General features: G+C 69.3%; 24 protein-coding genes. 15 read left to right on the top strand and 9 right to left on the bottom strand.

The features are described 5' to 3' along the window. Positions 1 to 2: 2 nt before the first annotated feature. The 5 genes from doeB (at position 3) to PM1_RS30290 (ending at position 5,611) form a co-directional block, all read left to right on the top strand. Positions 3 to 1,019, top strand: a complete 1,017-nt coding sequence (doeB, locus tag PM1_RS30310; protein WP_009614474.1) for a N(2)-acetyl-L-2,4-diaminobutanoate deacetylase DoeB — start codon at positions 3 to 5, stop codon at positions 1,017 to 1,019. Positions 1,020 to 1,047: 28 nt separating this feature from the next. Further along, positions 1,048 to 1,530 (top strand): Lrp/AsnC family transcriptional regulator, encoded by a 483-nt coding sequence (locus PM1_RS30305; protein ID WP_009614475.1) that lies wholly within the window; start codon positions 1,048 to 1,050, stop codon positions 1,528 to 1,530. 445 nt (positions 1,531 to 1,975) lie between these two features. Beyond that, positions 1,976 to 2,629, top strand: a complete 654-nt coding sequence (locus PM1_RS30300; RefSeq protein WP_009614477.1) for a 7-cyano-7-deazaguanine/7-aminomethyl-7-deazaguanine transporter — start codon at positions 1,976 to 1,978, stop codon at positions 2,627 to 2,629. Positions 2,630 to 2,760: 131 nt separating this feature from the next. Next, positions 2,761 to 4,218, top strand: coding sequence for an NAD-dependent succinate-semialdehyde dehydrogenase (locus tag PM1_RS30295; RefSeq protein ID WP_009614479.1), 1,458 nt, complete (start codon positions 2,761 to 2,763; stop codon positions 4,216 to 4,218). 13 nt (positions 4,219 to 4,231) lie between these two features. Beyond that, on the top strand, positions 4,232 to 5,611 hold the full coding sequence (locus PM1_RS30290; protein ID WP_009614481.1) for an aspartate aminotransferase family protein: 1,380 nt from the start codon (positions 4,232 to 4,234) through the stop codon (positions 5,609 to 5,611). A gap of 433 nt (positions 5,612 to 6,044) precedes the next feature. On the opposite strand, the gene PM1_RS30285 is transcribed toward PM1_RS30290, so the two are convergent. The 5 genes from PM1_RS30285 to def form a co-directional block, all read right to left on the bottom strand. Further along, positions 6,045 to 6,368 (bottom strand): tetratricopeptide repeat protein, encoded by a 324-nt coding sequence (locus PM1_RS30285; protein WP_009614483.1) that lies wholly within the window; start codon positions 6,366 to 6,368, stop codon positions 6,045 to 6,047. 178 nt (positions 6,369 to 6,546) lie between these two features. After that, a complete protein-coding gene (gene trkA / locus PM1_RS30280; protein ID WP_009614484.1) occupies positions 6,547 to 7,920 on the bottom strand; it encodes a Trk system potassium transporter TrkA in 1,374 nt (457 codons plus the stop codon). A 24-nt stretch (positions 7,921 to 7,944) separates the two neighbouring features. Next, entirely contained in the window at positions 7,945 to 9,255 is a 1,311-nt protein-coding gene (rsmB, locus tag PM1_RS30275) for a 16S rRNA (cytosine(967)-C(5))-methyltransferase RsmB (protein ID WP_009614485.1), read from the bottom strand. Then, positions 9,252 to 10,196, bottom strand: a complete 945-nt coding sequence (gene fmt, locus PM1_RS30270; RefSeq protein ID WP_009614486.1) for a methionyl-tRNA formyltransferase — start codon at positions 10,194 to 10,196, stop codon at positions 9,252 to 9,254. Before fmt ends, rsmB begins: the two co-directional genes overlap by 4 nt. A gap of 58 nt (positions 10,197 to 10,254) precedes the next feature. Then, a complete protein-coding gene (gene def, locus PM1_RS30265) occupies positions 10,255 to 10,761 on the bottom strand; it encodes a peptide deformylase (RefSeq protein WP_009614487.1) in 507 nt (168 codons plus the stop codon). Positions 10,762 to 10,898: 137 nt separating this feature from the next. Between def and PM1_RS30260 the strand changes: the two genes are divergently transcribed. The 3 genes from PM1_RS30260 to PM1_RS30250 all read left to right on the top strand — a co-directional run bounded on the left by PM1_RS30260 (position 10,899) and on the right by PM1_RS30250 (position 13,760). Beyond that, positions 10,899 to 11,924, top strand: coding sequence for a LysM peptidoglycan-binding domain-containing protein (locus PM1_RS30260; protein WP_009614488.1), 1,026 nt, complete (start codon positions 10,899 to 10,901; stop codon positions 11,922 to 11,924). 139 nt (positions 11,925 to 12,063) lie between these two features. Further along, positions 12,064 to 13,158, top strand: coding sequence for a DNA-processing protein DprA (gene dprA, locus PM1_RS30255; protein WP_009614489.1), 1,095 nt, complete (start codon positions 12,064 to 12,066; stop codon positions 13,156 to 13,158). 44 nt (positions 13,159 to 13,202) lie between these two features. Next, a complete protein-coding gene (locus PM1_RS30250; protein WP_009614490.1) occupies positions 13,203 to 13,760 on the top strand; it encodes an L-threonylcarbamoyladenylate synthase in 558 nt (185 codons plus the stop codon). 217 nt (positions 13,761 to 13,977) lie between these two features. Here PM1_RS30250 and PM1_RS30245 read toward each other — a convergent pair whose 3' ends face one another. After that, positions 13,978 to 14,955 carry an NADPH:quinone reductase gene (locus PM1_RS30245; protein WP_009614491.1) on the bottom strand — a complete coding sequence of 326 codons (978 nt, stop codon included), beginning with the start codon at positions 14,953 to 14,955 and terminating at the stop codon, positions 13,978 to 13,980. Between the two features lie 181 nt (positions 14,956 to 15,136). On the opposite strand from PM1_RS30245, the gene hemF reads away from it, so the two are divergent. Further along, positions 15,137 to 16,060, top strand: coding sequence for an oxygen-dependent coproporphyrinogen oxidase (hemF, locus tag PM1_RS30240; RefSeq protein WP_024128853.1), 924 nt, complete (start codon positions 15,137 to 15,139; stop codon positions 16,058 to 16,060). A 63-nt stretch (positions 16,061 to 16,123) separates the two neighbouring features. Next, on the top strand, positions 16,124 to 16,945 hold the full coding sequence (aroE, locus tag PM1_RS30235; protein ID WP_009614493.1) for a shikimate dehydrogenase: 822 nt from the start codon (positions 16,124 to 16,126) through the stop codon (positions 16,943 to 16,945). Between the two features lie 249 nt (positions 16,946 to 17,194). On the opposite strand, the gene PM1_RS30230 is transcribed toward aroE, so the two are convergent. Genes PM1_RS30230 through betC form a run of 3 tightly spaced genes read right to left on the bottom strand, consistent with a single transcriptional unit; the run spans position 17,195 to position 21,228 of the window. Continuing rightward, positions 17,195 to 18,751, bottom strand: a complete 1,557-nt coding sequence (locus PM1_RS30230; protein WP_009614494.1) for a SulP family inorganic anion transporter — start codon at positions 18,749 to 18,751, stop codon at positions 17,195 to 17,197. A gap of 6 nt (positions 18,752 to 18,757) precedes the next feature. Next, a complete protein-coding gene (locus PM1_RS30225; protein WP_009614496.1) occupies positions 18,758 to 19,681 on the bottom strand; it encodes a choline ABC transporter substrate-binding protein in 924 nt (307 codons plus the stop codon). Between the two features lie 38 nt (positions 19,682 to 19,719). Further along, positions 19,720 to 21,228, bottom strand: a complete 1,509-nt coding sequence (gene betC / locus PM1_RS30220; protein WP_009614498.1) for a choline-sulfatase — start codon at positions 21,226 to 21,228, stop codon at positions 19,720 to 19,722. A 128-nt stretch (positions 21,229 to 21,356) separates the two neighbouring features. Between betC and PM1_RS30215 the strand changes: the two genes are divergently transcribed. From PM1_RS30215 to PM1_RS30195, 5 genes are all read left to right on the top strand, one after another. Beyond that, the gene (locus PM1_RS30215; RefSeq protein WP_043300473.1) at positions 21,357 to 22,253 is read left to right on the top strand and encodes a choline sulfate utilization transcriptional regulator; all 897 of its coding nucleotides are present in this window, start codon (positions 21,357 to 21,359) and stop codon (positions 22,251 to 22,253) included. Further along, positions 22,250 to 22,579, top strand: coding sequence for a DOPA 4,5-dioxygenase family protein (locus tag PM1_RS30210; RefSeq protein ID WP_009614501.1), 330 nt, complete (start codon positions 22,250 to 22,252; stop codon positions 22,577 to 22,579). Before PM1_RS30215 ends, PM1_RS30210 begins: the two co-directional genes overlap by 4 nt. 92 nt (positions 22,580 to 22,671) lie before the next feature. Further along, positions 22,672 to 23,193: a sigma-70 family RNA polymerase sigma factor gene (locus PM1_RS30205; protein ID WP_024128852.1), complete on the top strand. Its 522-nt coding sequence runs from the start codon at positions 22,672 to 22,674 to the stop codon at positions 23,191 to 23,193. Further along, positions 23,190 to 24,113, top strand: a complete 924-nt coding sequence (locus PM1_RS30200; protein WP_009614503.1) for a FecR family protein — start codon at positions 23,190 to 23,192, stop codon at positions 24,111 to 24,113. The genes PM1_RS30205 and PM1_RS30200 overlap by 4 nt, the downstream gene beginning before the upstream one ends. A gap of 402 nt (positions 24,114 to 24,515) precedes the next feature. Then, positions 24,516 to 26,897 (top strand): TonB-dependent receptor, encoded by a 2,382-nt coding sequence (locus PM1_RS30195; protein ID WP_009614504.1) that lies wholly within the window; start codon positions 24,516 to 24,518, stop codon positions 26,895 to 26,897.

Raw genomic sequence — 26,897 nt, 5'->3', positions numbered from 1 at the left:
CCATGAGACAGCCACTGGATAAAGAGCTGCGCGACAACCCCATCGCCGCCAGCGTCGACTTCGAGCGCGACGGCGTGCAGCACGGCCACCTCAAGCTGCCCTACTCCCGCGACGACTCGGCCTGGGGCGCGGTGATGATCCCCGTCTGCGTGGTGAAGAACGGCGCGGGCCCCACCGCGCTGCTCACCGGCGGCAACCACGGCGACGAGTACGAAGGCCCGGTGGCGCTCAGCCGCCTGGCCCAGGAACTGCGCGCTGAGGACATCCGCGGCCGGGTGATCATCGTGCCGTACATGAACACCCCGGCCTTCCTCGCCGGCAAGCGCACCTCGCCGATCGACGCCGGCAACCTCAACCGCAGCTTCCCCGGCCGTCCGGATGGCACGGTGACGCAGAAGATCGCCGACTACTTCCAGCGCACCCTGCTGCCGCTGGCCGATGTGGTGCTGGACATCCACTCCGGCGGCCGCACCCTCGACTTCCTGCCCTTCGCCGCCTGCCACGTGCTGCCGGACAAGGCCCAGCAGGAAGGCTGCGAGGCGCTGGTGCGGGCGTTCTCCGCGCCCTACGCCATGCGCATGCTGGAGCTGGACGCGGTGGGCATGTACGACAGCGCCGCCGAGGAGCAGGGCAAGCTGTTCGTCACCACCGAACTGGGCGGCGGCGGCAGCAGCACCGCGCGCAGCGTGGCCATTGCCCGCCGCGGCGTGCGCAACGTGCTGGTGCAGGCCGGCATCCTGCGCGGCGAGGTCGAGCACGCGCCTTCGGTGATGCTCGACATGCCCGACGGCGACTGCTTCGTCGCCAGCGAGCACAACGGCCTGCTGGAGATGTGCCGCGACCTGGGCGAGCGCGTGGAGCGCGGCGAGGTACTGGCGCGGGTGCACGACCTGCTGCGCACCGGCGCCGCGCCGGTGGAGTACCGCGCCAGGCGCAGCGGCATCCTCGCCGCGCGGCACTTCCCCGGCCTGGTGCAGAGCGGCGACACCCTGGCGGTGGTCGCCGAGGTCCTGGACTGATGCGCGCGCCACGGCGCCGGAGGTGGCGATGACCAAGCTCGACCGCTACGACCTGAAGATCCTGCGCATCCTCGCCGGCGACGGGCGCATCACCAAGTCCAGCCTGGCCGAGGCCATCAACCTCTCTGTCAGCCCGGCCTGGGAGCGCGTGCGCAAGCTGGAGGAGGCCGGCCTGATCAAGGGCTACCGCGCGCAGATCGACTGGCCGGCGCTGTTCCGCCAGCAGCAGGTGCTGGTGGAAATCACCCTGGGCCGGCACACGGCCCAGGACATGCGCCGCTTCGAACAGCGCCTGCAGCAGGCGCCGGAAGTAGGCTTCTGCTACGCCACCGGCGGCGGGGTGGACTACATCGCGATGATCCAGGCCCGGGACATCGACCATTACCAGCGCTTCATCGACCAGTTGCTGCTGGAGGACCTGGGGATCGAGCGGTATTTCACCTACATCGTTACCAAGGTGATCAAGACGTTGGATGCGGCGGTGCCGGCGGAGGCGCTGGAAGGCGCCTGATGCTGCGCTGTCTTTCTTTTCGTAGGAGCGAGCTTGCTCGCGAACGGGTGCCTACCGGTGGATTCGGTGTAATGGCTTGGCTCCGTCCCCTCTCCCCAACCCTCTCCCTGAAGGGAGAGGGGGCTAGTCCGTGCCGAGAGAAGTAATGATTTCAGCCGGAAACCACTGGCGCTGCCGGCTAACTCAGGAATACCCACGCACTCCGAACGGTCCCCTCTCCCTTCAGGGAGAGGGTTAGGGAGAGGGCGTTCTCAATCCCAGCACCCACGACTCCCGGCAAAACTCCATTCGCAAGCAAGCCCGCCCCTACAACACCCCCCCACCCCACTGCACAAAAAACACCCAAAAAAACCTGACTCCAAGTTCAATCTCCTATAGAATGCGCCCCGCTCGGCACAGGGCCGGGCATGGGTTCCCTCACCCCATCGACGAAAAAGGATCCAGCATGTCGGCGCTTTCCCCGGCGGCTCGGCGCGGCGCATTGGCCGGCCTGGTCGTCTTCCACCTCCTCGTCATCATCGCCAGCAACTACCTGGTGCAACTGCCCATGACCCTGTTCGGCTGGCAGACCACCTGGGGCGCGTTCAGCTTCCCGTTCATCTTCCTGGCCACCGACCTCACCGTGCGCCTGCTCGGCAAGAGCCCGGCGCGGCGCGTCATCGCCCGGGTGATGCTGCCGGCGCTGCTGGCTTCCTACGGGGTCTCGGTGCTGTTCCAGGACGGCGGCTACCGCGGCTTCGCCGCGCTGGGCGAGTTCAACACCTTCGTCGCGCGCATCGCCCTGGCCAGCTTCCTGGCCTACGTGCTCGGCCAGTTCCTCGACATCCAGGTGTTCGACCGCCTGCGCCGGCTGCGCCAGTGGTGGATCGCCCCGGTGGTGTCGACGCTGTTCGGCAACCTGCTGGACACCTTCGCCTTCTTCTCCATCGCCTTCTGGCGCAGCGACAACCCCTTCATGGCTCAGCACTGGGTGGAGATCGCCACGGTGGACTACGGCGTCAAGCTGGCGGTCATGCTGATCCTCTTCGTGCCGCTCTACGGCGTGCTGCTGCGCGCCATCCTCCAGGGCCTGGGCCGGCGCTCCGCCAGCGCCTGCTGAGGCGGGCGAAAAACCCGAAGCCGGCGGCGCATCTGCGGAAAGAATTGCCGCCGCCGCCCCGCCCTTAGGAAAAAACCGCCACGGCGCTCCCCCTAGGATGGTCCCCATGCCACCTGCGAGGAGACGCCGTCATGTCCTACGCCCATCCCCTGCTCTTCAAGTCGCTGTGCTACGTCAACGGCCAGTGGCTGCACAGCGCCAGCGGCGCCAGCATCGCCGTGGAGAACCCGGCCAACCGCGAAATCATCGGCCACGTGCCGCTGCTCGAACGCGAGCAGATAGTCGCCGCGGTGGATGCCGCCGCCGCGGCCTTCCCGGCCTGGCGCAAGCTGTCCCTGGACCGGCGCGCCGCGCCCCTGCTGCGCTGGGCCGAGCTGATCCGCCAGCACCGCGAGGACCTGGCGCAGATCCTTTCCCTGGAACAGGGCAAGCCCCTGGCCGAGGCCCGCGGCGAGATCGACTACGCCGCCAGCTTCATCCCCTGGTTCGCCGAACAGGCCCGGCGCCTGGACGGCCGCAACATCCCCAGCCATATTCCCGGCGCCCACCTGGGCACCGTGATGGAGCCGGTGGGCGTGGCCGTGCTGCTGACCCCCTGGAACTTCCCCTCGGCGATGATCACCCGCAAGGCCGCCGCCGCCCTGGCCGCCGGCTGCACCGTGGTGGTCAAGCCGGCCCACGAGACGCCCTACTCGGCCTTCGCCCTGGCCCAGCTGGCCGAGGAGGCCGGGCTGCCCGCCGGGGCCTTCAACGTGGTGCTGGGCGAGCCGCAGATGACCATGGAAACCCTGGTGCAGGACAGCCGCGTGCGCGCGGTGAGCTTCACCGGCTCGACCCGCGTCGGCAAGCTGGTGCTGCAGGCCGCCGCCCAGGACGTGAAGAAAGTGGCGCTGGAGCTGGGCGGCAACGCGCCCTTCATCGTGCTGCCCGACGCCGACCTGGAGCAGGCGGTGAAATTCGCCATCGACGCCAAGTTCCAGACCTCCGGGCAGGACTGCTGCGCGGCCAACCGCCTGCTGGTCGCCCGCGAACTCTACGAGCCCTTCCTCAAGCGCTTCGCCGCCGCCGTGCGCGAACTGCGCGTGGGCCCGGCCAGCGACCCGCGCAGCGACATCGGCCCGCTGATGCACCAGGCGGCCTTCGACGCCACCGGCGAGCGCGTGCGCGATGCCATCGACCAAGGCGCGCGCCTGCTGGCCGGTGGCGAACCCCATGCCCTGGGCGGCTGGTTCCACCAGCCGACGCTGCTGGCCGACGTCACCCCGGCCATGCGCATCTGGCGCGAGGAGAACTTCGCGCCCATCGCCGGGGTGATGGCCTACGACGACCTGGAGCAGGCCGTCGAACTGGCCAACGATAGCGAATACGGCCTGGCCGCCTACATTTGTGGGCAGCGCCTCGACCAGGTGTGGCCGCTGATGCGCCGCCTGGAATTCGCCATGGTCGCGGTGAACGGCGCCAGGTTCACCGGCCACCCCATCCCCTTCGGCGGCATGAAGGCCTCGGGCCTGGGCCGCGAGGGCGGCAGCGAAGGCTTCGAGCCCTTCGTCGAGACCAAGTACTTCTGCCTGCACCACGGCGCCATCTGAGGAGAACACCGCCATGACCGACTACGCCAAGCTGTTCGAACAGGACCGTGCGCACTTCATGCACCCCTCCACCCACGCCCACGACCACGCCAGCGGCGCCCTGCCCGGGCGCATCATCACCGGCGCCTCGGGCGTGCGCATCCGCGACCACCAGGGCCGCGAACTGCTGGACGCCTTCGCCGGGCTGTACTGCGTGAACATCGGCTACGGCCGCCTTGAGGTGGCCGACGCCATCCATGAGCAGGCCAAGCAGCTGGCCTACTACCACACCTACGTTGGCCACGCGTCCGAGGCGATCATCGAGCTGTCCGCGCGGATCATCCGCGACTGGGCGCCGGCGGGCATGAAGAAGGTCTACTACGGCCTCTCCGGCTCCGACGCCAACGAAACCCAGGTCAAGCTGGTGCGCTACTACAACAACGTGCTGGGGCGGCCGCAGAAGAAGAAGATCATCTCGCGCCAGCGCGGCTACCACGGCTCGGGCATCGTCACCGGCAGCCTCACCGGCCTGGCCAGCTTCCACCAGCACTTCGACCTGCCGGTGGAAGGCGTCAGGCACACCCTCTGCCCGCACTTCTACAAGGCCCCGGCGGGCATGGACGAGGCGGCCTTCGTGCGCCACTGCGCCCAGGAGCTGGAGAACCTGATCCTCGCCGAGGGCCCGGACACCGTGGCGGCCTTCATCGGCGAGCCGGTGATGGGCACCGGCGGCATCATCGTCCCACCCAAGGGCTACTGGGAGGCGATCCAGGCGGTGCTGGCGAAGTACGACGTGCTGCTGATCGCCGACGAGGTGGTCTGCGCCTTCGGCCGCCTCGGCGACAAGATGGGCAGCCAGCGCTACGCCATGCGCCCGGACCTGATCACCACCGCCAAGGGCCTGACCAGCGCCTACGCGCCGCTGTCCGCGGTGATCGTCGGCGAGAAGGTCTGGGACGTGATCGACAGCGCTTCCACCCGCGAAGGCGCCATGGGCCACGGCTGGACCTATTCCGGCCACCCGATCTGCGCGGCGGCGGCGCTGGCCAACCTGGACATTCTCGAGCGCGAGAACATCACTGCCAACGCGGCGGACGTCGGCGGCTACCTCAACCAGCAGCTGCGCCAGGCCTTCGAAGGCCACCCGCTGGTGGGCGAGGTGCGCGGCGACGGCATGCTGGCGGCGCTGGAATTCATGGCCGACCGCGAGGCGCGCACGCCCTTCGATCCGGCGCTGAAGGTGGGTCCGAAGGTCTCGGCGGCGTGCCTGGAGCGCGGCATGATCGCCCGCGCCATGCCCCACGGCGACATCCTCGGCTTCGCCCCGCCGCTGGTGCTCAGCCGCGCCGAGGCGGACGAGGTGGTGGGCATCGCCAAGGCCGCGGTGGACGCGGTGGCGGCGGAGGTGCTCTGAGGCCATGGCAATGGCGTACAACCGCGAACGGTTGTACGCCCTACGCCCAGGCGCTCTTCGTAGGATGGGTTGAGCTTGCGAAACCCATCGGGCCGGGGTGATGGGTATCGCTTCGCTCAACCCATCCTACGATGGCGTTTCGTCTGCACCTGTAGGAGCGCGCCCTGCGCGCGAATCGCGGGCAGGGCCCGCTCCTACAGGGTGCCGCTGAACTTCCCGTTCGTGCCGGACGGCCCCCTCTCCCTTCAGGGCGGGGCGCGCAGCCGAGGGTTGGGGAGAGGGAGCGGAGTCAGGCCATTGCACTGAAGCCGCCGGTAGGCACCGTTCGCGAGCAAGCTCGCTCCTACACCATGCCCACCTCCGGCTTCACCTGTAGGAGCGCGCCCTGCGCGCGAATCGCGGGCAGGGCCCGCTCCTACAAGGTGTCGCGGATTCAGCCGCCCTTGGCCTTGTCCAGCTTGCGCAGGAACACGGTCATTTCCTTCTCCGCCTGCTTGTCGCCATGGGCCTGGGCCGCGGCCAGGCCGTCGGTCCAGGCGGCGCGGGCGCCTTCGGCATCGCCCTGGGCCTGCAGGGCCTTGCCCAGCAGCTTCCAGGCGGCGGAATACTTCGGGTCCTGCTCCACGCAGCGGCGCAGGTGTTCGGCGGCCTTCGCCGCATCGCCGGCGTCCAGGTAGCCCTTGCCCAGGCCGAAGCGCAGCAGCGGGTTGTCCATGCCTTTGGCGAGGAGTCTTTCGAGGGATTGAGGGTCGGTCATAGGGCTGGGGGCTGGGGGCTGGGGGCTGGAAGCTGGAAGCTGGAAGCTGGAAGCTGGAAGCTGGAAGCTGGAAGCGAACAGCATGCGGTGCCGTCGTGGTATGTCAAGCTCTTGCCTACAGCCTACAGCCTACAGCCTACAGCCTACAGCCTACAGCCTACAGCCTACAGCCTACAGCCTAGAAGAACGTCAACCCGGCCTGGAACAGCCGCTCGACGTCACGGATGCGCTTCTTGTCGACCACGAAGAGGATCACGTGGTCGCCGGATTCCACCACGGTGTCGCCGTGGGCGATCAGCACTTCCTCGTCGCGGATCACCGCGCCTATGGTGGTGCCCGGCGGCAGGTGTACCTCGCCGATGCGCTTGCCAATCACCTTGCTCGACTTGGCGTCGCCGTGGGCCACCACCTCGATGGCCTCGGCCGCGCCGCGGCGCAGCGAGTGCACGCTCTCGATGTCGCCGCGGCGCACGTGGGTCAGCAGGGTGCCGATGGTGGCCAGCTGCGGGCTGATGGCGATGTCGATCTCGCCGCCCTGCACCAGGTCGACGTAGGCCGGGTTGTTGATCAGCGTCATCACCTTGCGCGCGCCCAGGCGCTTGGCCAGCAGCGAGGACATGATGTTGGCCTCGTCGTCGTTGGTCAGGGCCAGGAACAGGTCGGTCTCGTTGATGTTCTCTTCCAGCAGCAGGTCGCGGTCCGAGGCGCTGCCCTGCAGGACGATGGTGCTGTCGAGGTTGTCCGACAGGTGCCGGCAGCGCGCCGGGTTCATCTCGATGATCTTCACCTGGTAGCGGTTCTCGATGGCCTCGGCCAGGCGCTCGCCGATGTTGCCGCCGCCGGCGATGATGATCCGCTTGTAGTTCTCCTCCAGCCGGCGCATCTCGCCCATCACCGCGCGGATGTGGGCCTTGGCGGCGATGAAGAACACCTCGTCGTCGGCCTCGATGACGGTGTCGCCCTGGGGGATGATCGGCCGGTTGCGCCGGTAGATCGCCGCCACGCGGGTATCCGCGTTGGGCATGTGCTCGCGCAGCTGGCGCAGCTCCTGGCCCACCAGCGGGCCGCCGTAGTGGGCCTTGATGCCCACCAGCTGGGCCTTGCCCTCGGCGAAGTCGATCACCTGCAAGGAGCCGGGGTATTCCACCAGGCGCTTGATGTAGTTGGTCACCACCTGCTCGGGGCTGATCAGCACGTCCACCGGGATGGCCTCGTTGTCGAACAGGCCGGTGCGCGTCAGGTAGGCCGCCTCGCGCACCCGGGCGATGCGCGTCGGCGTGTTGAACAGGGTGTAGGCCACCTGGCAGGCGACCATGTTCACCTCGTCGCTGTTGGTCACCGCCACCAGCATGTCGGCGTCGTCGGCGCCGGCCTGGCGCAGCACCGTGGGGAACGAGGCCTTGCCGTGCACGGTGCGGATGTCCAGGCGGTCGTTGAGGTCGCGCAGGCGCTGGGCGTCGGTGTCGACCACGGTGATGTCGTTGGCTTCGCTGGCCAGGTGCTCGGCCAGGGTGCCGCCGACCTGGCCGGCGCCGAGGATGATGATCTTCATGGGGTCGCGCTCGTCCGTGCAGTGCTAGCGGGCTGAGATCTTGATGAGCTTGGCATAGTAGAAACCGTCGTGCCCGCCCTCTTGCGGCAACAGCTGGCGCCCGTGGGCCTGCTTCAGGCCCCAGGGCCCTGCCAGGTCCAGCTCGCGGGCACCGGGGGTGCGTGCGAGGAAGGCGGCGATGGATTCGCGGTTCTCCTGGGGCATCACCGAGCAGGTGGCGTAGAGCAGGATGCCGCCGACTTCCAGGGTCGGCCACAGCGCGTCGAGCAGCTCGCCCTGCAGCTGCGCCAGGGCCGGGATGTCCTCGGCGGCGCGGGTCAGCTTGATGTCCGGGTGCCGGCGAATCACCCCGGTGGCCGAGCAGGGCGCGTCCAGCAGGATGCGCTGGAACGGCTTGCCGTCCCACCAGGCGACGGTATCGCGACCGTCGGCGGCGACCAGCGTGGCATCTAGCCGCAGGCGCTGCAGATTTTCCCGTACGCGCACCAGGCGGCTTTCTTCCAGGTCCACGCCCAGCACGCCGGCCAGGCCCGGTTCGGCCTCCAGCAGGTGGCAGGTCTTGCCGCCGGGGGCGCAGCAGGCGTCGAGCACGCGCTGGCCGGGAGCCAGTTCCAGCAGGTCGGCGGCCAGTTGCGCGGCCTCGTCCTGCACGCTCACGCGGCCTTCGGCGAAGCCCGGCAGCTCGCGCACGTCGCAAGGCTGGGCCAGTTGGATGCCGTCGCGGCTGTAGGCGCAGGGCGCGGCCTCGAGGCCGGCAGCCTGCAGTTCGGCCAGGTAGGCGTCACGGCTGCCCTGGCGGCGGTTCACCCGCAGGGTCATCGGCGGGTGGGCGTTGTTCGCCGCGCACATGGCTTCGAACTGCTCTGGCCAGGCCTGTTTCAGCGCCTTCTGCAGCCAGCGCGGGTGGGCCAGGCGCGCGGCCGGGTCGCGGTCGACGTCGGCCAGCAGCACCTCGCCCTCGCGCTGGGCGCGGCGCAGCACGGCGTTGAGCAGGCCCTTGGCCCAGGATTTCTTCAGCTTGTCGGCGCAGCCGACGGTCTCGCCGATGGCCGCGTGGGGCGGAATGCGGGTGTAGAGCAACTGGTACAGGCCGACCAGCAGCAGCGCCTCGACGTCGCGGTCGCCGGCCTTGAACGGCTTCTGCAGCAGGCGCGCGGCCAGGGCCGCCAGGCGCGGCTGCCAGCGCGCGGCGCCGAAGGCCAGCTCCTGGGTCAGGCCGCGGTCGCGCGGGGCGACCAGCTCCAGCTGCGGCGGCAGCGAGCTGCCCAGCGAGGCTCGGCCGGCGAGCACGGCGGCCAGCGCGCGGGCCGCGGCGAGGCGCGGGCTGAGGCTCATTGGCCGAGCACCAGGCCGCTGGCGAACTGCTCGCGGCGGCTGTTGAACAGGTCGGCGAAGGCCAGCGGCTTGCCGCCGGGCAGCTGCACGCGGGTCAGCAGCAGGCTGCCTTCGCCGCAGCCCACCAGCAGGCCGTCACGGCTGGCGCCGAGGATTTTCCCCGGCTCGCCCCTGCCCTCGCCCAGGCGCGCGGCCCAGACCTTCAGCGGCTCGCCGTTCAGGGTGGTGTGGCACACCGGCCAGGGATCGAAGGCGCGCACGGCGCGCTCCAGTTCCACGGCCGGGCGGCTCCAGTCGAGCTTCGCCTCGTCCTTGCTGAGCTTGTGCGCGTAGGTGGCCAGGGCGTCGTCCTGCACCTCGCCCTTGAGCGTGCCGGCGGCCAGACCGGCGATGGCCTCGACCACCGCCGGCGGGCCCAGGCGCGCCAGGCGGTCGTGCAGGCTGCCGCCGGTGTCCTCGGTGGAAATCGGCGTGCTGACCTTGAGCAGCATCGGCCCGGTGTCCAGGCCCGCTTCCATCTGCATCACGGTTACGCCGCTTTCCGCATCGCCAGCCTGCACAGCTCGCTGGATGGGCGCGGCGCCACGCCAGCGCGGCAGCAGCGAGGCATGGCTGTTGATGCAGCCCAGGCGCGGGATGTCCAGCACCGCCTGGGGCAGGATCAGGCCGTAGGCGACCACCACCATCAGGTCCGGCTGCAGCGCCGCCAGTTCGGCCTGGGCTTCGGGTGCGCGCAGGGTCGGCGGCTGCAGCACCGGCAGGCCATGCTGCGCGGCGAGCTGCTTGACCGGGCTGGGCATCAGCTTCTGGCCGCGGCCGGCGGGGCGGTCCGGCTGGGTGTAGACGGCGACGATCTGGTGCGGCGTATCGAGCAGGGCCTTGAGGTGCTCGGCGGCGAATTCCGGGGTCCCGGCGAAGACGATGCGCAATGCTTGGCTCATGCGTAGGCTCGCTTAAAGAAAAAAGGCTTGCCGGAGCAAGCCTTTGGGGAGGAGGGTGTCAGGCGCGCTGGCGGTGCTGCTTTTCCAGCTTCTTCTTGATCCGGTCGCGCTTGAGGTTGGACAGGTAGTCGACGAACAGCTTGCCGTTCAGGTGGTCGCACTCATGCTGGATGCACACCGCCAGCAGGCCTTCGGCGATTTCCTCGAAGGCCTTGCCGTCGCGGTCCAGCGCCTTGACGCGCACCCGCAGCGGGCGGTCGACATTCTCGTAGAAGCCGGGCACCGACAGGCAACCCTCCTGGTATTCGCCCATCTCTTGCGTGAGCGGCTCCAGTTCCGGGTTGATGAACACGCGCGGCTCGGACTTGTCCTCGGACAGGTCCATCACCACCACGCGCTTGTGTACGTTCACCTGGGTGGCGGCCAGGCCGATGCCGGGCGCCTCGTACATGGTTTCGAACATGTCGTCGACCAGTTGGCGCACGCTATCGTCGACCACCTCGACAGGCTTGGCGATCGTGCGCAGGCGCGGATCGGGGAATTCGAGGATGTTCAGAATGGCCATATGCGTTTGTGATGCACTTGTGGAATAAAGTAAAAATCGGCTGCTAATATGCCGAGCAGCATCGAAAAACCCTGGAAGGCCCGGTAGGGGCGGCTTTCCAGCGTTTCATGTGTATACATAATAAAGGGATTCACCGCATGAGGAAAACACTACTCGCCGTGCTGCTGCTGGCGGCAGGAAGCATGGCGCAGGGTGCCGTGGAACTCAGGGACGGCCACCCGGACCGCTATACGGTGGTCAAGGGCGACACCCTCTGGGACATCTCCGGCAAGTTCCTGAGCAAGCCCTGGAAGTGGCCGGAGATCTGGCAGGTGAATCCGCAGATTCGCAACCCGCACCTGATCTACCCCGGCGACGTCCTCAGCCTGGTGTACATCGACGGCCAGCCGCGCCTGGTGCTCAACCGCGGCGCCTCCCACGGCACCATCAAGCTGTCGCCCAAGGTGCGCAGCACGCCCATGGCCGAGGCGGTGCCGACCATCCCGCTGGACAAGATCAACGCCTTCCTGCTGTCCAACCGCATCGTCGACAGCGAGGGTGACTTCAGCAACGCCCCCTACATGGTCGCCGGCGATGCCGAGCGCGTGGTCAGCGGCGCCGGCGACCGCGCCTACGCCCGCGGCGACTCCCTGGCCGAGGAAGGCAGCTACGGCATCTTCCGCCAGGGCAAGATCTACTCCGACCCGGACACCAAGGAAGTCCTCGGCGTCGACGCCATGGACGTCGGCAGCGCCCGGGTGATCGCCAAGGAAGACGACATCGCCACCCTCAACCTGACGCGCACCACCCAGGAAGTGCGGCCGGGCGACCGCCTGTTCCCCACCGAGGAACGCGCGGTGACCTCGATCTTCATGCCCAGCGAGCCGAAGACGCCGATCAAGGGCAGCATCATCGACGTGCCGCGCGGCGTCACCCAGATCGGCAAGTACGACGTGGTGACCATCGACAAGGGCAGCCGCGATGGCCTGGAGGAAGGCAACGTGCTGGCCATCTACAAGCTCGGCGAGACGGTGCGCGATCGTGTCAGCGGTGATCTGGTGAAGATCCCCGACGAGCGCTCCGGGCTGGTGATGATCTTCCGTACCTACAACCGTCTCAGCTACGGCCTGGTGCTTACCGCCAACCGTTCGCTGGAAGTGCAGGACAAGGTGCGCAATCCCTGATCGGCGCGCCTGTATGAAGAACCCCGCCACGGCGGGGTTCTTCGTTTCTGCCGGCCGTATCTTCCGAAGCGTCCGGCAGGCGTCAGCCGGCGGACGCGGCATAGTCGGGGTTCCCGCCAACGCGCCAAGGACTGCCGCCATGCCCCGCCAACCCTCCCCCGCCGAACTGGAAGCCCGCCTGCGCCTGCACGCCCTGCCCGAACTGGGGCCGCGGCGCTTCGCCGCCCTGCTGGCGGCCTTCGGCAGCGCCTCCGCCGCCCTCAGCGCGCCCGCCGCGGCCTGGCGTTCCCTTGGCCTGCCGGCGGCCAGCGCCGAGGCGCGGCGCAGTGAGGTCACCCGCCAGGCAGCGGCCGAGGCTCTGCGCTGGCTGGAAGGGCCCGAGCGGCACCTGCTGATGTGGGACGCCGAGGACTACCCCGCGCTGCTGGCGGAGCTGAGCGATGCGCCGCCGCTGCTGTTCGTCGAGGGCGCCCGCGCGGCCCTGGGCCGGCCGCAACTGGCGGTGGTCGGCAGCCGCCGTGCCAGCCGCCCGGGGCTGGACACCGCCCGCGCCTTCGCCCGCAGCCTGGCCGGCGGCGGCTTCGCCATCACCAGCGGGCTGGCTTTGGGCATCGACGGCGCCGCCCACGAAGGCGCGCTGGAGGCCGGTGGCGTCACCCTGGCGGTGCTCGGCACGGGCCTGCAATGCCTGTACCCGCGGCGACACCTGGGGCTGGCGCGGCGCATCGTCGAGGGCGGCGGCGCGCTGCTGTCCGAACTGCCGCTGGATTGCCCGCCGCGGCCGGACAACTTCCCGCGGCGCAACCGCATCATCAGCGGCCTGTCCCTGGGTGTGCTGGTGGTGGAGGCCAGCCCGGCCAGCGGCTCGCTGATCACCGCGCGGCTGGCCGCCGAGCAGGGCCGCGAGGTCTATGCCATTCCCGGTTCCATCCACCATCCCGGCGCGCGCGGCTGCCACGAGCTGATCCGCCAGGGCGCCACCCTGGTGGAGCGCATCGACGACATCCTCGAAGGCCTGAGCGGCTGGACCGCCGAAGCACCCGCCAGCGAACCGGCCCCGCTGCCACAGGCGCACCCGTTGCTGGACCTGCTGCGCGCCGCCCCGCAGGGCAGCGAGGCGCTGGCCGCCGGCAGTGGCTGGGCGCTGCCGCAGGTGCTGGCGGCGCTGACCGAGCTGGAACTGGAGGGCAAGGTGGCCTGCGAGGCCGGCGTCTGGGTGCATCGCGGCGGCTGAGCACGTAAACTGCCGCGCAATCGTTATTTCCCCGGAGTTTGCCGATGATCAGCAGCTGGCGTGTGCAGCGTGTGGCCAGGATAGTGCGCGAGGGCGGCGTCATCGCCTACCCGACCGAAGCCGTCTGGGGCCTGGGCTGCGACCCCTGGAACGAGGATGCCGTCTACCGCCTGCTGGCCATCAAGGCGCGGCCGGTGGAGAAGGGCCTGATCCTGGTGGCCGACAACATCCGCCAGTTCGACTTCCTGCTCGCCGACCTGCCGCAGGAATGGCAGGACCGCCTGGGCGCCACCTGGCCGGGCCCGAACACCTGGCTGGTGCCGCACCAGGGGCGCCTGCCGGAGTGGATCACCGGCCAGCACGACAGCGTGGCCCTGCGCGTCAGCGAACACCCGTTGGTGCGCGAACTCTGCGCGCTGACCGGCCCGCTGGTATCCACCTCGGCCAACCCCGCCGGGCGCCCGGCGGCGCGCTCGCGGCTGCGGGTGGAGCAGTACTTCCGCGGCGAGCTGGACGGCGTGCTCGACGGCAAGCTCGGCGGCCGGCGCAACCCCAGCGTGATCCGCGACCTGGTCACCGGCCGGACCGTGCGCCCGGCCTGAGGGCGGGATGTCCGGCGTGGCCGGGAGATTCGGCGCCAACCCTGAGCAACTGTCTTACCGACTGCGCCGAGGCGCTCTTCGTAGGATGGGTTGAGCCTGCGAAACCCATGCTGTAGTGGTGATGGGTATCGCTTCGCTCAACGCCATCCTACGGTGGTGCTCCTCCTGTCCATGTAGGGCCATGCCCGCGATTCGCGCGCAGGCCGTGCCCTTTCCCTCAAGGCAACAGAATGGTCGACCCCGTGGTCCGCCGCGCCGCCAGTTCGGTCTGCGCCTTGGCCGCGTCGGCCAGGGCGTAGCGCTGGTTGATCTCCACCTTGATCTTGCCGCTGGTGAGCATGCCGAACAGGTCCTCGGCCATCGCCTGCAGGCGCTCGGAGGTGTTGGCGTAGCCGAACAGCGTCGGCCGGGTGACGAACAGCGAGCCCTTCTGCGCCAGGATGCCCAGGTTGACGCCGTCCACCGGGCCCGAGGCGTTGCCGAAGCTGACGATCAGCCCGCGCGGGGCGGCGCAGTCCAGGGAGATCGGCCAGGTGTCCTTGCCCACCGAGTCGTAGACCACCGGGCACTTCTTGCCGTCGGTGAGCTGCAGCACGCGCTCCGCCACGTTTTCCTGGCTGTAGTCGATGGTCGCCCAGGCGCCGTGGACCTTGGCCAGCTCCGCCTTGGCGGCTGAGCCGACGGTACCGATCAGCTTCACCCCCAGGGCCTTGGCCCACTGGCAGGCGATCAGCCCGACGCCGCCGGCCGCCGCGTGCCAGAGCACGGTCTGGCCGGGCTGGGCGTTGTAGGTCTGGCGCAGCAGGTACTGCACGGTCAGGCCCTTGAGCATCACCGCGGCGGCGGTCTCGAAGTCGATGGCGTCGGGCAGTTTCACCACGTTGGCCGCCGGCAGCACGTGCAGCTCGCTGTAGGCGCCCAGCGGGCCGGTGGCGTAGCCGACGCGGTCGCCGACCTTGACGTTGCTCACCTCGCTGCCCACCGCCTCCACCTCGCCGGCGCCCTCGGTGCCCAGCCCGGAGGGCAGCGCCGGGGCGGGATAGAGGCCGCTGCGGAAGTAGTTGTCGATGAAGTTCAGGCCGATGGCGCGGTTGCGCACGCGGACTTCCTTCGGGCCTGGTTCTGCGGGGGTGTAGTCGAGGTATTCGAGGACTTCGGGGCCGCCGGTGCGGGCGAACTGGATGCGCTTGGCCATGTCGATCTCCTGCTGCTGGCGGCGCCGGAGGGGTCGGCGCCGCGTTGGGAAAAGTCTTTCATCCAAGCCGCCTTGTTGACCGCCGTCAAGCATGGCATGGCGGCCGGGAATGCTATGCTTGCGCTCCTCTCCCGGCCTGCAGCCCAAGCGCCGCAAGGCTTTCCCGCTCCAAGGTGATCCCGTGACCGACCCTATCCAGGCCGTGAAGGCCTACCTGCTCGACCTGCAAGACCGCATCTGCACCGCACTCGAAGCCGAGGACGGCGGCGCCCGCTTCATCGAGGACGCCTGGGAGCGTCCGGCCGGCGGCGGTGGCCGCACCCGGGTGATCGGCGATGGCGCGCTGATCGAGAAGGGCGGGGTGAACTTCTCCCACGTGTTCGGCGCCGGCCTGCCGCCATCGGCCAGCGCGCACCGCCCGGAACTGGCCGGGCGCGGCTTCCAGGCCCTGGGCGTGTCGCTGGTGATCCACCCGCGCAACCCCCACGTGCCGACCTCCCACGCCAACGTGCGCTTTTTCATCGCCGAGAAGGAAGGCGAGGAGCCGGTGTGGTGGTTCGGCGGCGGCTTCGACCTGACGCCCTACTACGCCCACGAGGAAGACTGCGTGCACTGGCACAAGGTCGCCCGCGAGGCCTGCGCGCCCTTCGGCGAGGACGTCTACCCGCGCTACAAGGAGTGGTGCGACCGCTACTTCCACCTCAAGCACCGCAACGAGCCGCGCGGCATCGGCGGCCTGTTCTTCGACGACCTGAACCAGTGGGACTTCGACACCAGCTTCGCCTTCCTGCGGGCCATAGGCGACGCCTACATCGAGGCCTACCTGCCCATCGTGCGCAAGCGCAAGGCCCAGGCCTGGACCGAGCAGCAGCGCGAGTTCCAGGAGTTCCGCCGCGGCCGCTACGTGGAGTTCAACCTGGTCTACGACCGCGGCACCCTGTTCGGCCTGCAGTCCGGCGGACGCACCGAATCCATCCTCATGTCGCTGCCGCCGCAGGTGCGCTGGGGCTACGACTGGAAGCCCGAGCCGGGCAGCGAAGAGGCGCGGCTGACCGAGTATTTCCTCCAGGATCGCGATTGGTTGGGGTTGAAGCCGGAAGCCTGAAGCTGGAAGCCGGAAGAAAAAAGCCTCAAGCTTCCAGCTTCCAGCTTCCAGCTCAAAAAGCCTATGAATCGTTATTGCGTCTTCGGCAACCCCATCGGCCACAGCAAGTCGCCGCTGATCCACCGCCTGTTCGCCGAGCAGACCGGCCAGGCGCTCACCTACGACGCCCAACTGGCGCCGCTGGACGACTTCGCCGGGGCCGCCCGCGCGTTCTTCGCCGAGGGTCTGGGCGCCAACGTCACCGTGCCCTTCAAGGAAGACGCCTACCGCCTGTGCGGTGAGCTCACCGAGCGCGCCCGCCGCGCCGGTGCGGTGAACACGCTGAAGAAGCTCGACGACGGCCGCCTGCTGGGCGACAACACCGACGGCGCCGGGCTGACCCGCGATCTGGTGGTGAACAACGGCGTGGCGCTCAAGGGCCGCCGCGTGCTGGTGCTGGGCGCCGGCGGCGCGGTGCGCGGCATCCTCGAACCCTTCCTGGCCGAGGGCCCGGCGGCGCTGGTGGTGCTCAACCGCACCGCGGCCAAGGCCGAGCAGCTGGCCCGCGAGTTCGCCGACCTGGGCACGGTGCGCGCCGGCGGCTTCGACCTGCGCGACGAACCCTTCGACCTGATCGTCAACGGCACCTCGGCCAGCCTGGCCGGCGAGTTGCCGCCCATCGACGCGGCGCTGATCCACCCGGGGCACACCGTCTGCTACGACATGATGTACGGCAAGGAGCCGACTGCCTTCAACCGCTGGGCCGCGGAGCATGGCGCGGCGCGCTGCATCGATGGCCTGGGCATGCTGGTGGAGCAGGCGGCGGAGGCCTTCGTGCTGTGGCGCGGCGTGCGGCCGGATTCGCGGCCGGTGCTGGATGAGTTGCGGCGGCAGTTGGCCGGCTAGGCTCTTCGTAGGAGCGAGCTTGCTCGCGAACGCCCCGTAGGATGGGTTGAGCGAAGCGATACCCATCACCGATGGCCGCATGGGTTTCGCAAGCTCAACCCATCCTACGAAAAGCACCGGTAACGTAGGGCGTATAACCGTTCGCGGTTATACGCCGCCTGACCGGTCTCATCGCTCACTCCGAGGCTGAACCCGGCGCGCTCTGGGGCCATGGCCAATCGGCGGATAACGCCCTAGGCGTTATGCGCCCTACTCCACCTGCAAAACCGCGCCTTCACCGATCTGCTTCGCCAGCTCCTCACGCACCCTCGGCCGCGCATGGCGCAGCACCAGGTGCCGCCCTTCGCCAGCCAGCCGGCGGGCTTCCTGTTGCAACATGTGCGCCCCGGCGAAGTCGATGAAGTTCACGTGCCTGGCATCCAGCACCAGGCGCCGGCCCTGGCTGGCCTGGATCAGGCGCTGCAGGTAGTCGCAGGCGCCGAAGAAGATCGAGCCTTCCACCCGCAGCACTTCCTCCTCGCTGGCCTGCCAGCGTTCCACCCGCGGCTGCGAGGTGCGCCGCAGGTAGAGCAGCAGCGAGGCCAGCACGCCCAGGTAGATGGCGTTCTGCAGCGGCAGCAGCAGGGTCGCCGCGGCGGTCAGGGCCATCACCGCGAACTCGCTGCGGCTGCCGCGCCAGAGGGCGCGCAGGGCCGGGCGGTCGACCAGGCCCCAGGCGATCAGCAGGATGCCGCCGGCCATGGCCGGCAGCGGGATGTGGGTAATCAGTCCTGCACCGGCTACTGCCAGCACGGCGACCCAGGCGGCGGAGAACACCCCGGCCAGCGGCGTGCGCGCGCCGGCTTCGAGGTTGAGCCCGGAGCGGGTGAAGGAGCCCGCCGAAAGGCTGCCGGAGAACCAGGGGCCGACCAGGTTGGACAGGCCCTGGGCGCGGATTTCCTGGTTGGCGTCCAGCACCTGCTGGCTGCGCGCGGCCAGGGCGCGGGCGATGGACAGGCTGGTGACCAGGCCGAGCAGGCCGCAGGCCAGTGCCCCGGGCAACAGCGCGGCGATGCCGGCCGCGTCGACCTGCAATGGGCTGAACGGCGGCAGCGCGCTGGCGAAGGCCTGCACCCGCGCCACGCCGCCGAACCACGCGGGCAGCGCCCATACCGTCAGGCTGGCCACCAGCAGACCGAACATCAACGCCGGCCAGCGCGGCCGCAGCCAGCGGCACAGCAGGCTCGCCGCCAGGCTGAGCAGGCCGATGGCCAGGGACGCCGGCTCGCACTCGCCCAGCCGCGCCAGCAGCAGGCGCGTGCCGTCCAGGGCGCTGCCGCGGCTGTGCACTTCCACGCCGAGTAGGTACGGCAACTGGCCCAGGGCGATGACCAGCGCCGCGCCCAGGGTGAAGCCGAGCATCACCGAGTGCGAGACGAAGTTCAGCAGCACCCCGGCGCGCATCGCCCCCAGGGCCCATTGCAGGATGCCGGCGAGGAAGGTCAGCAGCAGCACGTACTGGATGAACGTCTCGCTGCCCGGCGGCGCCAGGGGCGCCACCGTGGCGTAGAGCACCACCGAGATGGCCGCGGTGGGCCCGCCGACCATGTGCCTGGATGAGCCCCACAGGCAGGCCACCACCACCGGCAGCATGGCCGCGTACAGGCCGTACTGCGGCGGCAACCCGGCGATCAGCGCGTAGGCGATGGACTGCGGCAGGGCCAGCACTGCGCCGGCCAGGCCGACCCAGGCTTCCCGCGCCATCGCCCGCGGGCCGAGGCCCGGCAGCCAGGCGAGGAACGGCAGCAGGCGATACAGGCGCTCCATCGGCGGTCAGAGCTTGGCCTGCACGGCGGCCAGGGCATCGCCGCCGTCGCGGGCCTTCACCCCGTCCAGCCACTTGCCCAGGACCTGCGGGTTGGCCTTGATCCAGGCCTTCACCGCGTCGGCGTTCTTCACGTTCTTCTCCAGCACCTCGGCCATGATGGCGTTCTCCATCTTCAGGTCGAAGCTCAGGTTGGCCAGCAGCTTGGCGCTGTTCGGGCACTGCTTGGCGTAGCCGTTGCGGGTGACGGTGTAGACGCTGCCGGTGCTGCCGAAGTACTTCTCGCCGCCGGCCAGGTACTTCATGTCGTACTTCACGTTCATCGGGTGCGGCGTCCAGCCGAGGAAGACGATCCAGCGCTCGCGCTTAACCGCCCGGCTGACCTCGGCGAGCATCGCCTGCTCGCTGGACTCCACCAGCTTCCAGTCGCCCAGGCCGAACTCGTTGCCGCCGATCATCTTCTGGATCGACAGGTTGGCCGGCGCGCCCGAGCCGATGCCGTAGACCTTGTGGTTGAACTGGTCGGCGTGCTTCTGCAGGTCGGCGAAGTTCTTCACCCCGGCGTCGTAGACGTAGGTCGGCACGGCCAGGGTGAATTCGGTGCCCTCCAGGTTCTTCGCCAGTCGCGTGACCTGGCCGCTGGCGATGAACTGGTCGTGGAAGCCCTGCTGCGCCGGCATCCAGTTGCCGAGGAAGGCGTCCACCTGGCCGTCGCGCAGGCCGCCGTAGGTGATCGGCACCGAGAGGGTGTCGACCTTGGCCTGGTAGCCGAGGCTGTCGAGCAGGAAGCTGGCGACGCCGTTGGTCACGGCGATGTCGGTCCAGCCCGGATCGGCCAGTTTCACCGTGGCGCAGGCGTCGTCCTCGGCCTGCGCGGCCTGGCCGGCCAGCGCCATGGTGGTGGCCAGCAGCAATGCACTTAACTTGTTCATGCTTATCTCCCCTCGGCTTTTTCTGGTTGTGCTTATGGTCAGGGTCTGGGGTAACGGGCGCGGCGCTCCAGGTCGTCCAGGTCGATGTGGTTGCGCATGTACTGCTGGCTGGCATCGACGAACGGCTGGTGGTCCCAGCTGGTCAGCCTGCCGCGCTGCAAGGCGTCGGCGACGAAGCGCCGGCGGCGCTGGCTGGCCAGCACGCGGGCGGTGATCGCCGGGATGTCCCAGCGCTGCCGGGCCTCGGCCAGGAAGGCGTCGAACAGCTCGCGGTGCGCCGCGGAGCCGGCCAGGTTCTCCAGTTCGCGCGGGTCGTTCTTCAGATCGTAGAGCAGGCACGGGTCCTGTTCGGAATAGACGAACTTGTAGTCGCCGCGGCGGATCATCATCAGTGGGCTGAGGGTGCCTTCGGCGGTGTATTCGCCGATCACCTCGTCGTGCCCGCCCTGGCCTTGCAGGTGCGGCAGCAGCGAGCGGCCGTCCAGCTCCAGTTCCGCCGGCAGCTCGCCGCCGGCCAGTTCCACCAGGGTCGGCAGCAGGTCGAGGGTGGACACCGACTCGGCCACGTGGCGCGCGGCGAAGCGGCCCGGCGCGTGGATCAGCAGGGGCACGCGGGCGGCCATCTCGAACCAGTGCATCTTGTACCAGAGGCCGCGCTCGCCAAGCATGTCGCCGTGGTCGCCGGAGAACACCACCAGGGTGTTCTCGGCCAGGTCGCATTCCTCCAGGGTCCTGAGCAGCGCGCCGATCTGCGCGTCGACGTAGCTGCAGGCGCCGAAGTAGGCGCGGCGGGCGTCGCGGATCTTCTCCGGCGGCAGCGGCTTGCCCCACAGGTCGATGACCTTGAGCAGGCGCTGGGAGTGCGGGTCCTGCTCGTGCTGCGCCAGTTCCACCGAGGGCATGGGGATGTCCTCGTCGCGGTACAGGTCCCAGTACTTGCGGGGGATGGTGTAGGGGTCGTGGGGGTGGGTCATGGAGACGGTCAGGCAGAACGGCTGCTCGGCGTGCTCGCGGACGTGGTCGTAGAGGTACTGGCGCGCCTTGAACACCACCTCGTCGTCGAAATCCAGCTGGTTGGTGCGCACGCAGGGCCCGGCCTGCAGCACCGAGGACATGTTGTGGTACCAGCTGGGGCGCACTTCCGGCTCGTCCCAGTTCACCGCCCAGCCGTAGTCGGCGGGGTAGATGTCGCTGGTCAGGCGTTCCTCGTAGCCGTGCAACTGGTCCGGGCCGCAGAAGTGCATCTTGCCCGACAGCGCCGTGCGGTAGCCCAGGCGGCGCAGGTGGTGGGCGTAGGTGGGGACGTCGGCGGCGAAGTCGGCGGCGTTGTCCCAGGCGCCGATCTTGGTCGGCAGCTGGCCGCTGACCAGGGTGAAGCGCGAGGGCGCGCACAGCGGGCTGTTGCAGTAGGCCGAATCGAACACCACGGCCTGTTCGGCCAGGCGCATCAGGTTGGGCATGCGGATCGGCGAGGCGGCATCGTGCAGGGGCAGCAGGGGCGCGGCCATCTGGTCGGCCATGATGAAGAGAATGTTCGGGCGTGGCATGGCGAGGCTTATCCTATGCACGGTTGTTATGGAATAGTGCGTGGCAGCAGTGTCACGCCGCGCCGGCAGGGGGTAAACCGCATGGCCATACATGCTTCGGATAACGCCAGCTTATGGGTGGCGAACCCATGAGCCTGCCCCTGGAACTGCTCCGCGTGTTCGAGTGCGCGGCCCGCGAGCAGGGCTTCACCGCGGCCGCCGCCGAGCTGGGCAGCAGCCAGCCGGCGGTGAGCCAGCAGATCAAGCGCCTGGAGAAGCTGCTCGGCACACGTCTGTTCGACCGGGTGCACCGCGGGATCGTTCTGACGGAAAGCGGCCAGTTGCTGCTGCGCCACGTGCAGGCCGGGCTGGCGGAGCTGGAGGCCGGGGTCGAGGCGGTCAGCGCCCGGCGCACCCAGGAGATGCTGCAGGTGGCCACCGACTTCGCCTTCGCCGCCTACTGGCTGATGCCGCGCCTGCCGCGCTTCCGCCAGCGGCACCCGGAACTGGACGTCAGCCTGCTGAGCAGCGAGCGCAGCCCCAGCAGCCTGCGCAGCGACGTGGACGTGGCCATCGCCTTCGGCGACGGGCGCTTCAAGCATGGCGAGCCGCTGCTGCTGTTCGGCGAGGAAGTCTTCCCAGTGTGCAGCCCGCGCCTGCTGGGCGAGCGCCAGGCGCCGCTGCCGCTGGAGGAGCTGCAGCGCCTGCCGCTGCTGCACCTGAAGCCCGAGGCCCACAGCCGCTGGTTCGACTGGCCGGGGCTGTTCCGCGCCCTGGAGCTGCCGCGCCCGCCGGAGGCTGCCGGGCTACGCTTCGACAACTACACGCTGCTGGTGCAGGCGGCCATCGCCGGCCAGGGCGTAGCCATCGGCTGGCGCCACCTGGTCGACGAACTGCTGGAGCAGGGGTTACTGTGCCGGCCCATCCGCGAGAGCGCCGCCTCGCGCTACGGCTATTACGCCGTGCTGCCCGAGCGCAAGCGCCGCGCCCGCCTGCTGCAGCCCTTCGTCGACTGGCTGCGCGCCGAACTGGAACAGGACCCATGAACGAGATCCACGGCTACCATGCCCACGTCTACTACGATGCCGACAGCCTGGAGCAGGCCCGCCAGCTGTGCGAGGAGGCGGTGCGCCTGTTCGGCGTGAAGATGGGCCGCATGCACCAGCGCCCGGTCGGCCCGCACCCGGACTGGAGCTGCCAGCTGGCCTTCGGCAACGACGCCTTCGCCGCCGTGGTGCCCTGGCTGGCGCTGCACCGCGAGGGCCTGGTGGTGTTCATCCACCCGGACACCGGCGACGACCTGCGCGACCACCGCGACCACGCCATCTGGATGGGCGCGGTGCGGCCGCTGGACCTGTCGCAGTTCGGCTGAGTTCGATAATGATTCTCGATTCGGTGTATGCTTGCCCGCTTTACCGGCGGCCCGCCCACGGCGGGCCGGTATTCCAGGGTATCGCGGTCATCATGCGGCGCTTCGCCTCCTCCCACCTCCTGCAGAGCTTCCAGGCGCACTATGCGGACCTGCTGCGCTTCCTCGCCCGCCGCCTGGGCGACAACCAGCGCGCCGCCGACGTCGCCCAGGACACCTGGCTGCGCCTGGCCGACCAGGCCCCGGAAGCCGAAGTGCAGGACCCGCGCGCCTACCTGTTCCGCGTCGCCGGCAACCTGGCCATCGACAACCTGCGCCGCGAGGGCCGGCTGGCCGAGCTGCACGTGGAGGAGACGGCGGCCAACGAGGTCAGCGACCCCGGCGCCGGCCTGGAGCGCAACCTGCTGGCCCGCGAGGCCCTGGAACAGCTCGACGCCGCCCTCGACCAACTGCCGCCCAAGGCCCGCCAGGCGCTGCTGATGAACCGCCTGGACGGCCTGACCCACGCGCAGATCGCCCGCCGCCTCGGCGTTTCCGAAAGCATGGTGGGCAAGTACATCGTCCAGGCCATGCGCCATTGCCGCGACCACCTGCAACAGCGGGAGGCGCAGCCATGAGCCGCCGGGACCTGGAGAACCAGGCCATCGACTGGCTGGCGGAGCTGCATTCCGGCCGCGTCGAGGCCGGCCGCCGCAGCGCGTTCGCCCAGTGGCGCGCGCAGAGCCCCGAGCACGAAAGCGCCGCGCGCAGCGCCGAGGCGCTGTGGGGCGCCCTGCCGGCCACCCGCACGGCGCGCCACCACCGCCTGCTGCGCCCGCGCCGCCTCGTCGCTGTGGCAGCGGCCGCCTGCGTCGCCGCGCTGGCCGTGGCGCTGGCGTTGCCCACGCCGGTGGCGGGCCTGTACGCCGACTACGCCACCCGCACCGGCGAGCGGCGGATGATCGAGCTGGCCGACGGCAGCCGCGTCTGGCTGAACAGCGCCAGCGCGCTGTCGGTGGACTTCTCCGCCAGCCGCCGGAGCCTGCATCTGTATGGCGGCGAGGCGCTGTTCGAAGTGGCCAAGGACGCGCAACGGCCCTTCGTGGTGCATGCCGGCGACGGCGAAGTCACCGCCGTGGGCACCCGCTTCGACGTCGACAGCCGCGGCACGGAAGTGCAGGTGGCGGTCAGCGAGGGCGTGGTGCGGGTGGAGGCCGGCGGCAAACCGGCGGTGCGCCTGGCCGCCGGCGAGCGCCTGGCCTATCGCGGAGAAGCCGCCCCCGGCCCGGTGCAGCCGCTGGACCTGGACAGCGCCAGCGCCTGGCAGCGCGGCAAGCTGATCTTCAACCAGCGCCCGCTGGGCGAGGTGCTGGCGGAACTGGAGCGCTACCTGCCGGGGCGCATCCTGCTGACCGATGCCAGCTTGCGGCGGCACAAGGTGAGCGGGGTGTTCGACCTGGACGATCCCGATGCGTTGCTGCAGACGTTGCAGCGGTTGCAGCCGGTGCGGGTGACGCGGTTGCCCTGGTTGGTGGTGGTTAGGCCGGTTTCTTCGTAGGGGGCTAGATGGCGCCGGTTGGGTTCGGTGCGGGCTCTGAAGAGCGCCCTCTCCCTAACCCTCTCCCTGAAGGGAGAGGGGACTGTTCGGCAGGGCCGGGTGTTCTGGAGTTAGCCGGCAACACCGAAAGTTTCTGGCTGAAACCATTCCTCCTCTCGGCACGGACAAGCCCCCTCTCCCTTCAGGGAGAGGGCTGGGGAGAGGGAACGGCGTCAAACCAACACACCGAAGCTGCCGGCAAGCGCCGTTCGCGAGCAAGCTCGCTCCTACAAAATACAAAACCAGACCCCACGAAAATTTTTCCCTCCCCCACTGCAAGATCCCCCACCCCGTTTCGTCGTAGGCATGAACGCGAAGAATTCCCAACAAACGCGCCCTGCCCACAAGAACGGAAACCCCCGCATGCATCACCGCCTCTCCCCGCTGTACCGCGCCCTGGCCCTCGCCGCCCTGCTCGGCGGCGCCAGCCCCCTGGCCCTGGCTGCCGAGGACGTCGAGCTGCACATCGCGCCGCGCAGCCTGGACAGCGCCCTGACGCAGTTCGCCGACCAGGCCGGGCTGCACCTGCTGTTCAACTCCGAGGACGTCCAGGGCCTGAAGAGCCCCGGCCTGGATGGCCGCTACAGCCGCGAGGAGGCGCTGGACAAGCTGCTTTCCGGCAGCGGCATGCGCTGGAGCTTCAGCGACGAGCGCACCGTGGTGCTGCAGCGCGAGAAGGCCGCCGGCGGCGAGCCGCTGAGCATGGCGCCGACGCAGATCAGCGTGGCCGCGCGCACGCCCACCGACATCAGCTCCATCCCCGGCACCGTCTGGGTGGTGGACCAGGCGCAGCTGCGCGAACAACTGGACACCGGCGTCAGCCTCAAGGAAGCGGTGGGCAAGCTGGTCCCCGGCCTCGACCTGGCCCCGGAAGGCCGCACCAACTACGGCCAGAACATGCGCGGACGCAACGTGCTGGTGATGATCGACGGCGTCAGCCAGAACAGCTCCCGCGGCCTGTCGCGGCAGTTCGACAGCATCTCGCCGTTCAACGTCGAGCGCATCGAAGTGCTCTCCGGCGCCAGCGCCATCTACGGCGGCGGCGCCACCGGCGGCATCATCAACATCATCACCAAGAAGGGCGCGCCCGGTGCTGCCCGCTTCGAAAGCCAGCTGGGCGCCAGCAGCGGCTTCAACAACAGCGACGACCTCTCCACCCGCCTGGCCCAGTCGGTCAGCGGCGGCAGCGACCGGCTGAGCGGGCGCCTGGGCGTTTCCGCGGAGAAGAACGAAGCCTTCTACGACGGCGCCGGCAACCAGATCTTCATCGACAACACCCAGACCGACCTGCAGTACAACCGCACCGTCGACGTCATGGGCAACCTCAGCGCGCAGTTCACCGACGAGCAGAGCCTGGACCTGCTGGCCCAGTACTACGACTCGGGCAACGACGGCAGCACCGGCATCTACTTTCCGCACCTGAACTACAAGGCGCCCTCGGACCTGGAGGACGCGCAGATCCGCAGCGGCATGGACACCGACCTGGAGCCGCAGACGCGCCGCCTGCTGCTCAACGCCAACTACCACCACGCCAACCTGCTGGACCAGGACTTCTACCTGCAGGCCTACTACCGCAAGGAAGACGACAACTTCTACCCCTTCCCCTACTACAACGCCGGCAAGCCGGCCGGCAGCACCGGCGTGTACTTCGCCGCCTCGCAGCAGAACTTCGAGGTCAGCGGCCTCAAGGGCCTGTTCAGCAAGCAGTGGGACAAGCTGAAGCTCACCTACGGCGTGGACCTGGACCACGAGCGCTTCAACGCCGAGCAGAAGACCTTCGACCAGTTGATCTCCTCGGAAAGCGGCGGCCTCGACCTGAGCACCGCCAGCAGCGCGCCGCGCTACCCCAGCTACGTGGTCGACGGCCTGTCGTTCTACGGCCAACTGGACTACAAGCTGACCGACGCCCTGACCCTCTCCGGCGGCGCGCGGCACCAGAAGATGGACGTCGAGGTCGACGACTTCAAGGGCGTGCCCGGCGGCAACAACGACTACCAGGTCAACCTGTTCAACCTCGGCGCCATCTACGACTTCCACAACGGCCACCAGCTGTGGGGCAACTACAGCGAGGGCTTCGACCTGCCCGACCCGGCCAAGTACTATGGCAAGCCCGGCCTCTCGGTGGACGACAACCCGCTGGCCGGCATCAAGAGCCGCCAGGTCGAGCTGGGCTGGCGCTATGCGGACATGGACTGGCTGGCGCAGACGGCGGTGTACTACATCTGGTCGGACAAGGTGATCACCACCGACCAGGCCACCCTGACCATCGACGTGGTCGACCAGAAGAGCCGCGACTTCGGCTTCGAGGGCGCGCTGACGCGCTACTTCCAGAACGGCTGGCAGGGCGGCGCCACCCTGCACCTGGTGCGCTCCGAGGAAGAGGACGCCGACGGCGACTGGATCAAGCGCGACGCGCGCTACGCCTCGCTGTCCAAGGCCACCGCCTTCGTCGGCTGGAACGACGAGCTGAACAGCGCGCGGCTGCAGGCCAACCACGCCATGAGCCTGAAGGACGACGCCGACCACGAGATCGACGGCTACACCACCTTCGACCTGATGGGGGAACGCAAGACGGGCTTCGGCACCTTCAGCGCGGGCATCCAGAACCTGCTGGACCGCGAGTACAGCACCGTGTGGGGGCAGCGGGCGACGCTGTTCTACTCGCCGACCTACGGGCCGGCCTACCTGTACGACTACCAGGGCCGCGGGCGCACCTTCACCCTGGGCTGGCGCATGGAGTACTGA

The sequence above is a fragment of the Pseudomonas sp. M1 genome, assembly GCF_022760135.1.
GTDB lineage: Bacteria > Pseudomonadota > Gammaproteobacteria > Pseudomonadales > Pseudomonadaceae > Pseudomonas > Pseudomonas citronellolis.
This window is presented reverse-complemented; position numbering and strand designations above follow the sequence as displayed.

Coding starts and splice junctions, on each gene's coding strand:
- doeB (WP_009614474.1), top strand. CDS start 3: ATGAGACAGCCACTGGATAAAGAGCTGCGCGACAACCCCATCGCCGCC.
- PM1_RS30305 (WP_009614475.1), top strand. CDS start 1,048: ATGACCAAGCTCGACCGCTACGACCTGAAGATCCTGCGCATCCTCGCC.
- PM1_RS30300 (WP_009614477.1), top strand. CDS start 1,976: ATGTCGGCGCTTTCCCCGGCGGCTCGGCGCGGCGCATTGGCCGGCCTG.
- PM1_RS30295 (WP_009614479.1), top strand. CDS start 2,761: ATGTCCTACGCCCATCCCCTGCTCTTCAAGTCGCTGTGCTACGTCAAC.
- PM1_RS30290 (WP_009614481.1), top strand. CDS start 4,232: ATGACCGACTACGCCAAGCTGTTCGAACAGGACCGTGCGCACTTCATG.
- PM1_RS30285 (WP_009614483.1), bottom strand. CDS start 6,368: ATGACCGACCCTCAATCCCTCGAAAGACTCCTCGCCAAAGGCATGGAC.
- trkA (WP_009614484.1), bottom strand. CDS start 7,920: ATGAAGATCATCATCCTCGGCGCCGGCCAGGTCGGCGGCACCCTGGCC.
- rsmB (WP_009614485.1), bottom strand. CDS start 9,255: ATGAGCCTCAGCCCGCGCCTCGCCGCGGCCCGCGCGCTGGCCGCCGTG.
- fmt (WP_009614486.1), bottom strand. CDS start 10,196: ATGAGCCAAGCATTGCGCATCGTCTTCGCCGGGACCCCGGAATTCGCC.
- def (WP_009614487.1), bottom strand. CDS start 10,761: ATGGCCATTCTGAACATCCTCGAATTCCCCGATCCGCGCCTGCGCACG.
- PM1_RS30260 (WP_009614488.1), top strand. CDS start 10,899: ATGAGGAAAACACTACTCGCCGTGCTGCTGCTGGCGGCAGGAAGCATG.
- dprA (WP_009614489.1), top strand. CDS start 12,064: ATGCCCCGCCAACCCTCCCCCGCCGAACTGGAAGCCCGCCTGCGCCTG.
- PM1_RS30250 (WP_009614490.1), top strand. CDS start 13,203: ATGATCAGCAGCTGGCGTGTGCAGCGTGTGGCCAGGATAGTGCGCGAG.
- PM1_RS30245 (WP_009614491.1), bottom strand. CDS start 14,955: ATGGCCAAGCGCATCCAGTTCGCCCGCACCGGCGGCCCCGAAGTCCTC.
- aroE (WP_009614493.1), top strand. CDS start 16,124: ATGAATCGTTATTGCGTCTTCGGCAACCCCATCGGCCACAGCAAGTCG.
- PM1_RS30230 (WP_009614494.1), bottom strand. CDS start 18,751: ATGGAGCGCCTGTATCGCCTGCTGCCGTTCCTCGCCTGGCTGCCGGGC.
- PM1_RS30225 (WP_009614496.1), bottom strand. CDS start 19,681: ATGAACAAGTTAAGTGCATTGCTGCTGGCCACCACCATGGCGCTGGCC.
- betC (WP_009614498.1), bottom strand. CDS start 21,228: ATGCCACGCCCGAACATTCTCTTCATCATGGCCGACCAGATGGCCGCG.
- PM1_RS30215 (WP_043300473.1), top strand. CDS start 21,357: ATGAGCCTGCCCCTGGAACTGCTCCGCGTGTTCGAGTGCGCGGCCCGC.
- PM1_RS30210 (WP_009614501.1), top strand. CDS start 22,250: ATGAACGAGATCCACGGCTACCATGCCCACGTCTACTACGATGCCGAC.
- PM1_RS30205 (WP_024128852.1), top strand. CDS start 22,672: ATGCGGCGCTTCGCCTCCTCCCACCTCCTGCAGAGCTTCCAGGCGCAC.
- PM1_RS30200 (WP_009614503.1), top strand. CDS start 23,190: ATGAGCCGCCGGGACCTGGAGAACCAGGCCATCGACTGGCTGGCGGAG.
- PM1_RS30195 (WP_009614504.1), top strand. CDS start 24,516: ATGCATCACCGCCTCTCCCCGCTGTACCGCGCCCTGGCCCTCGCCGCC.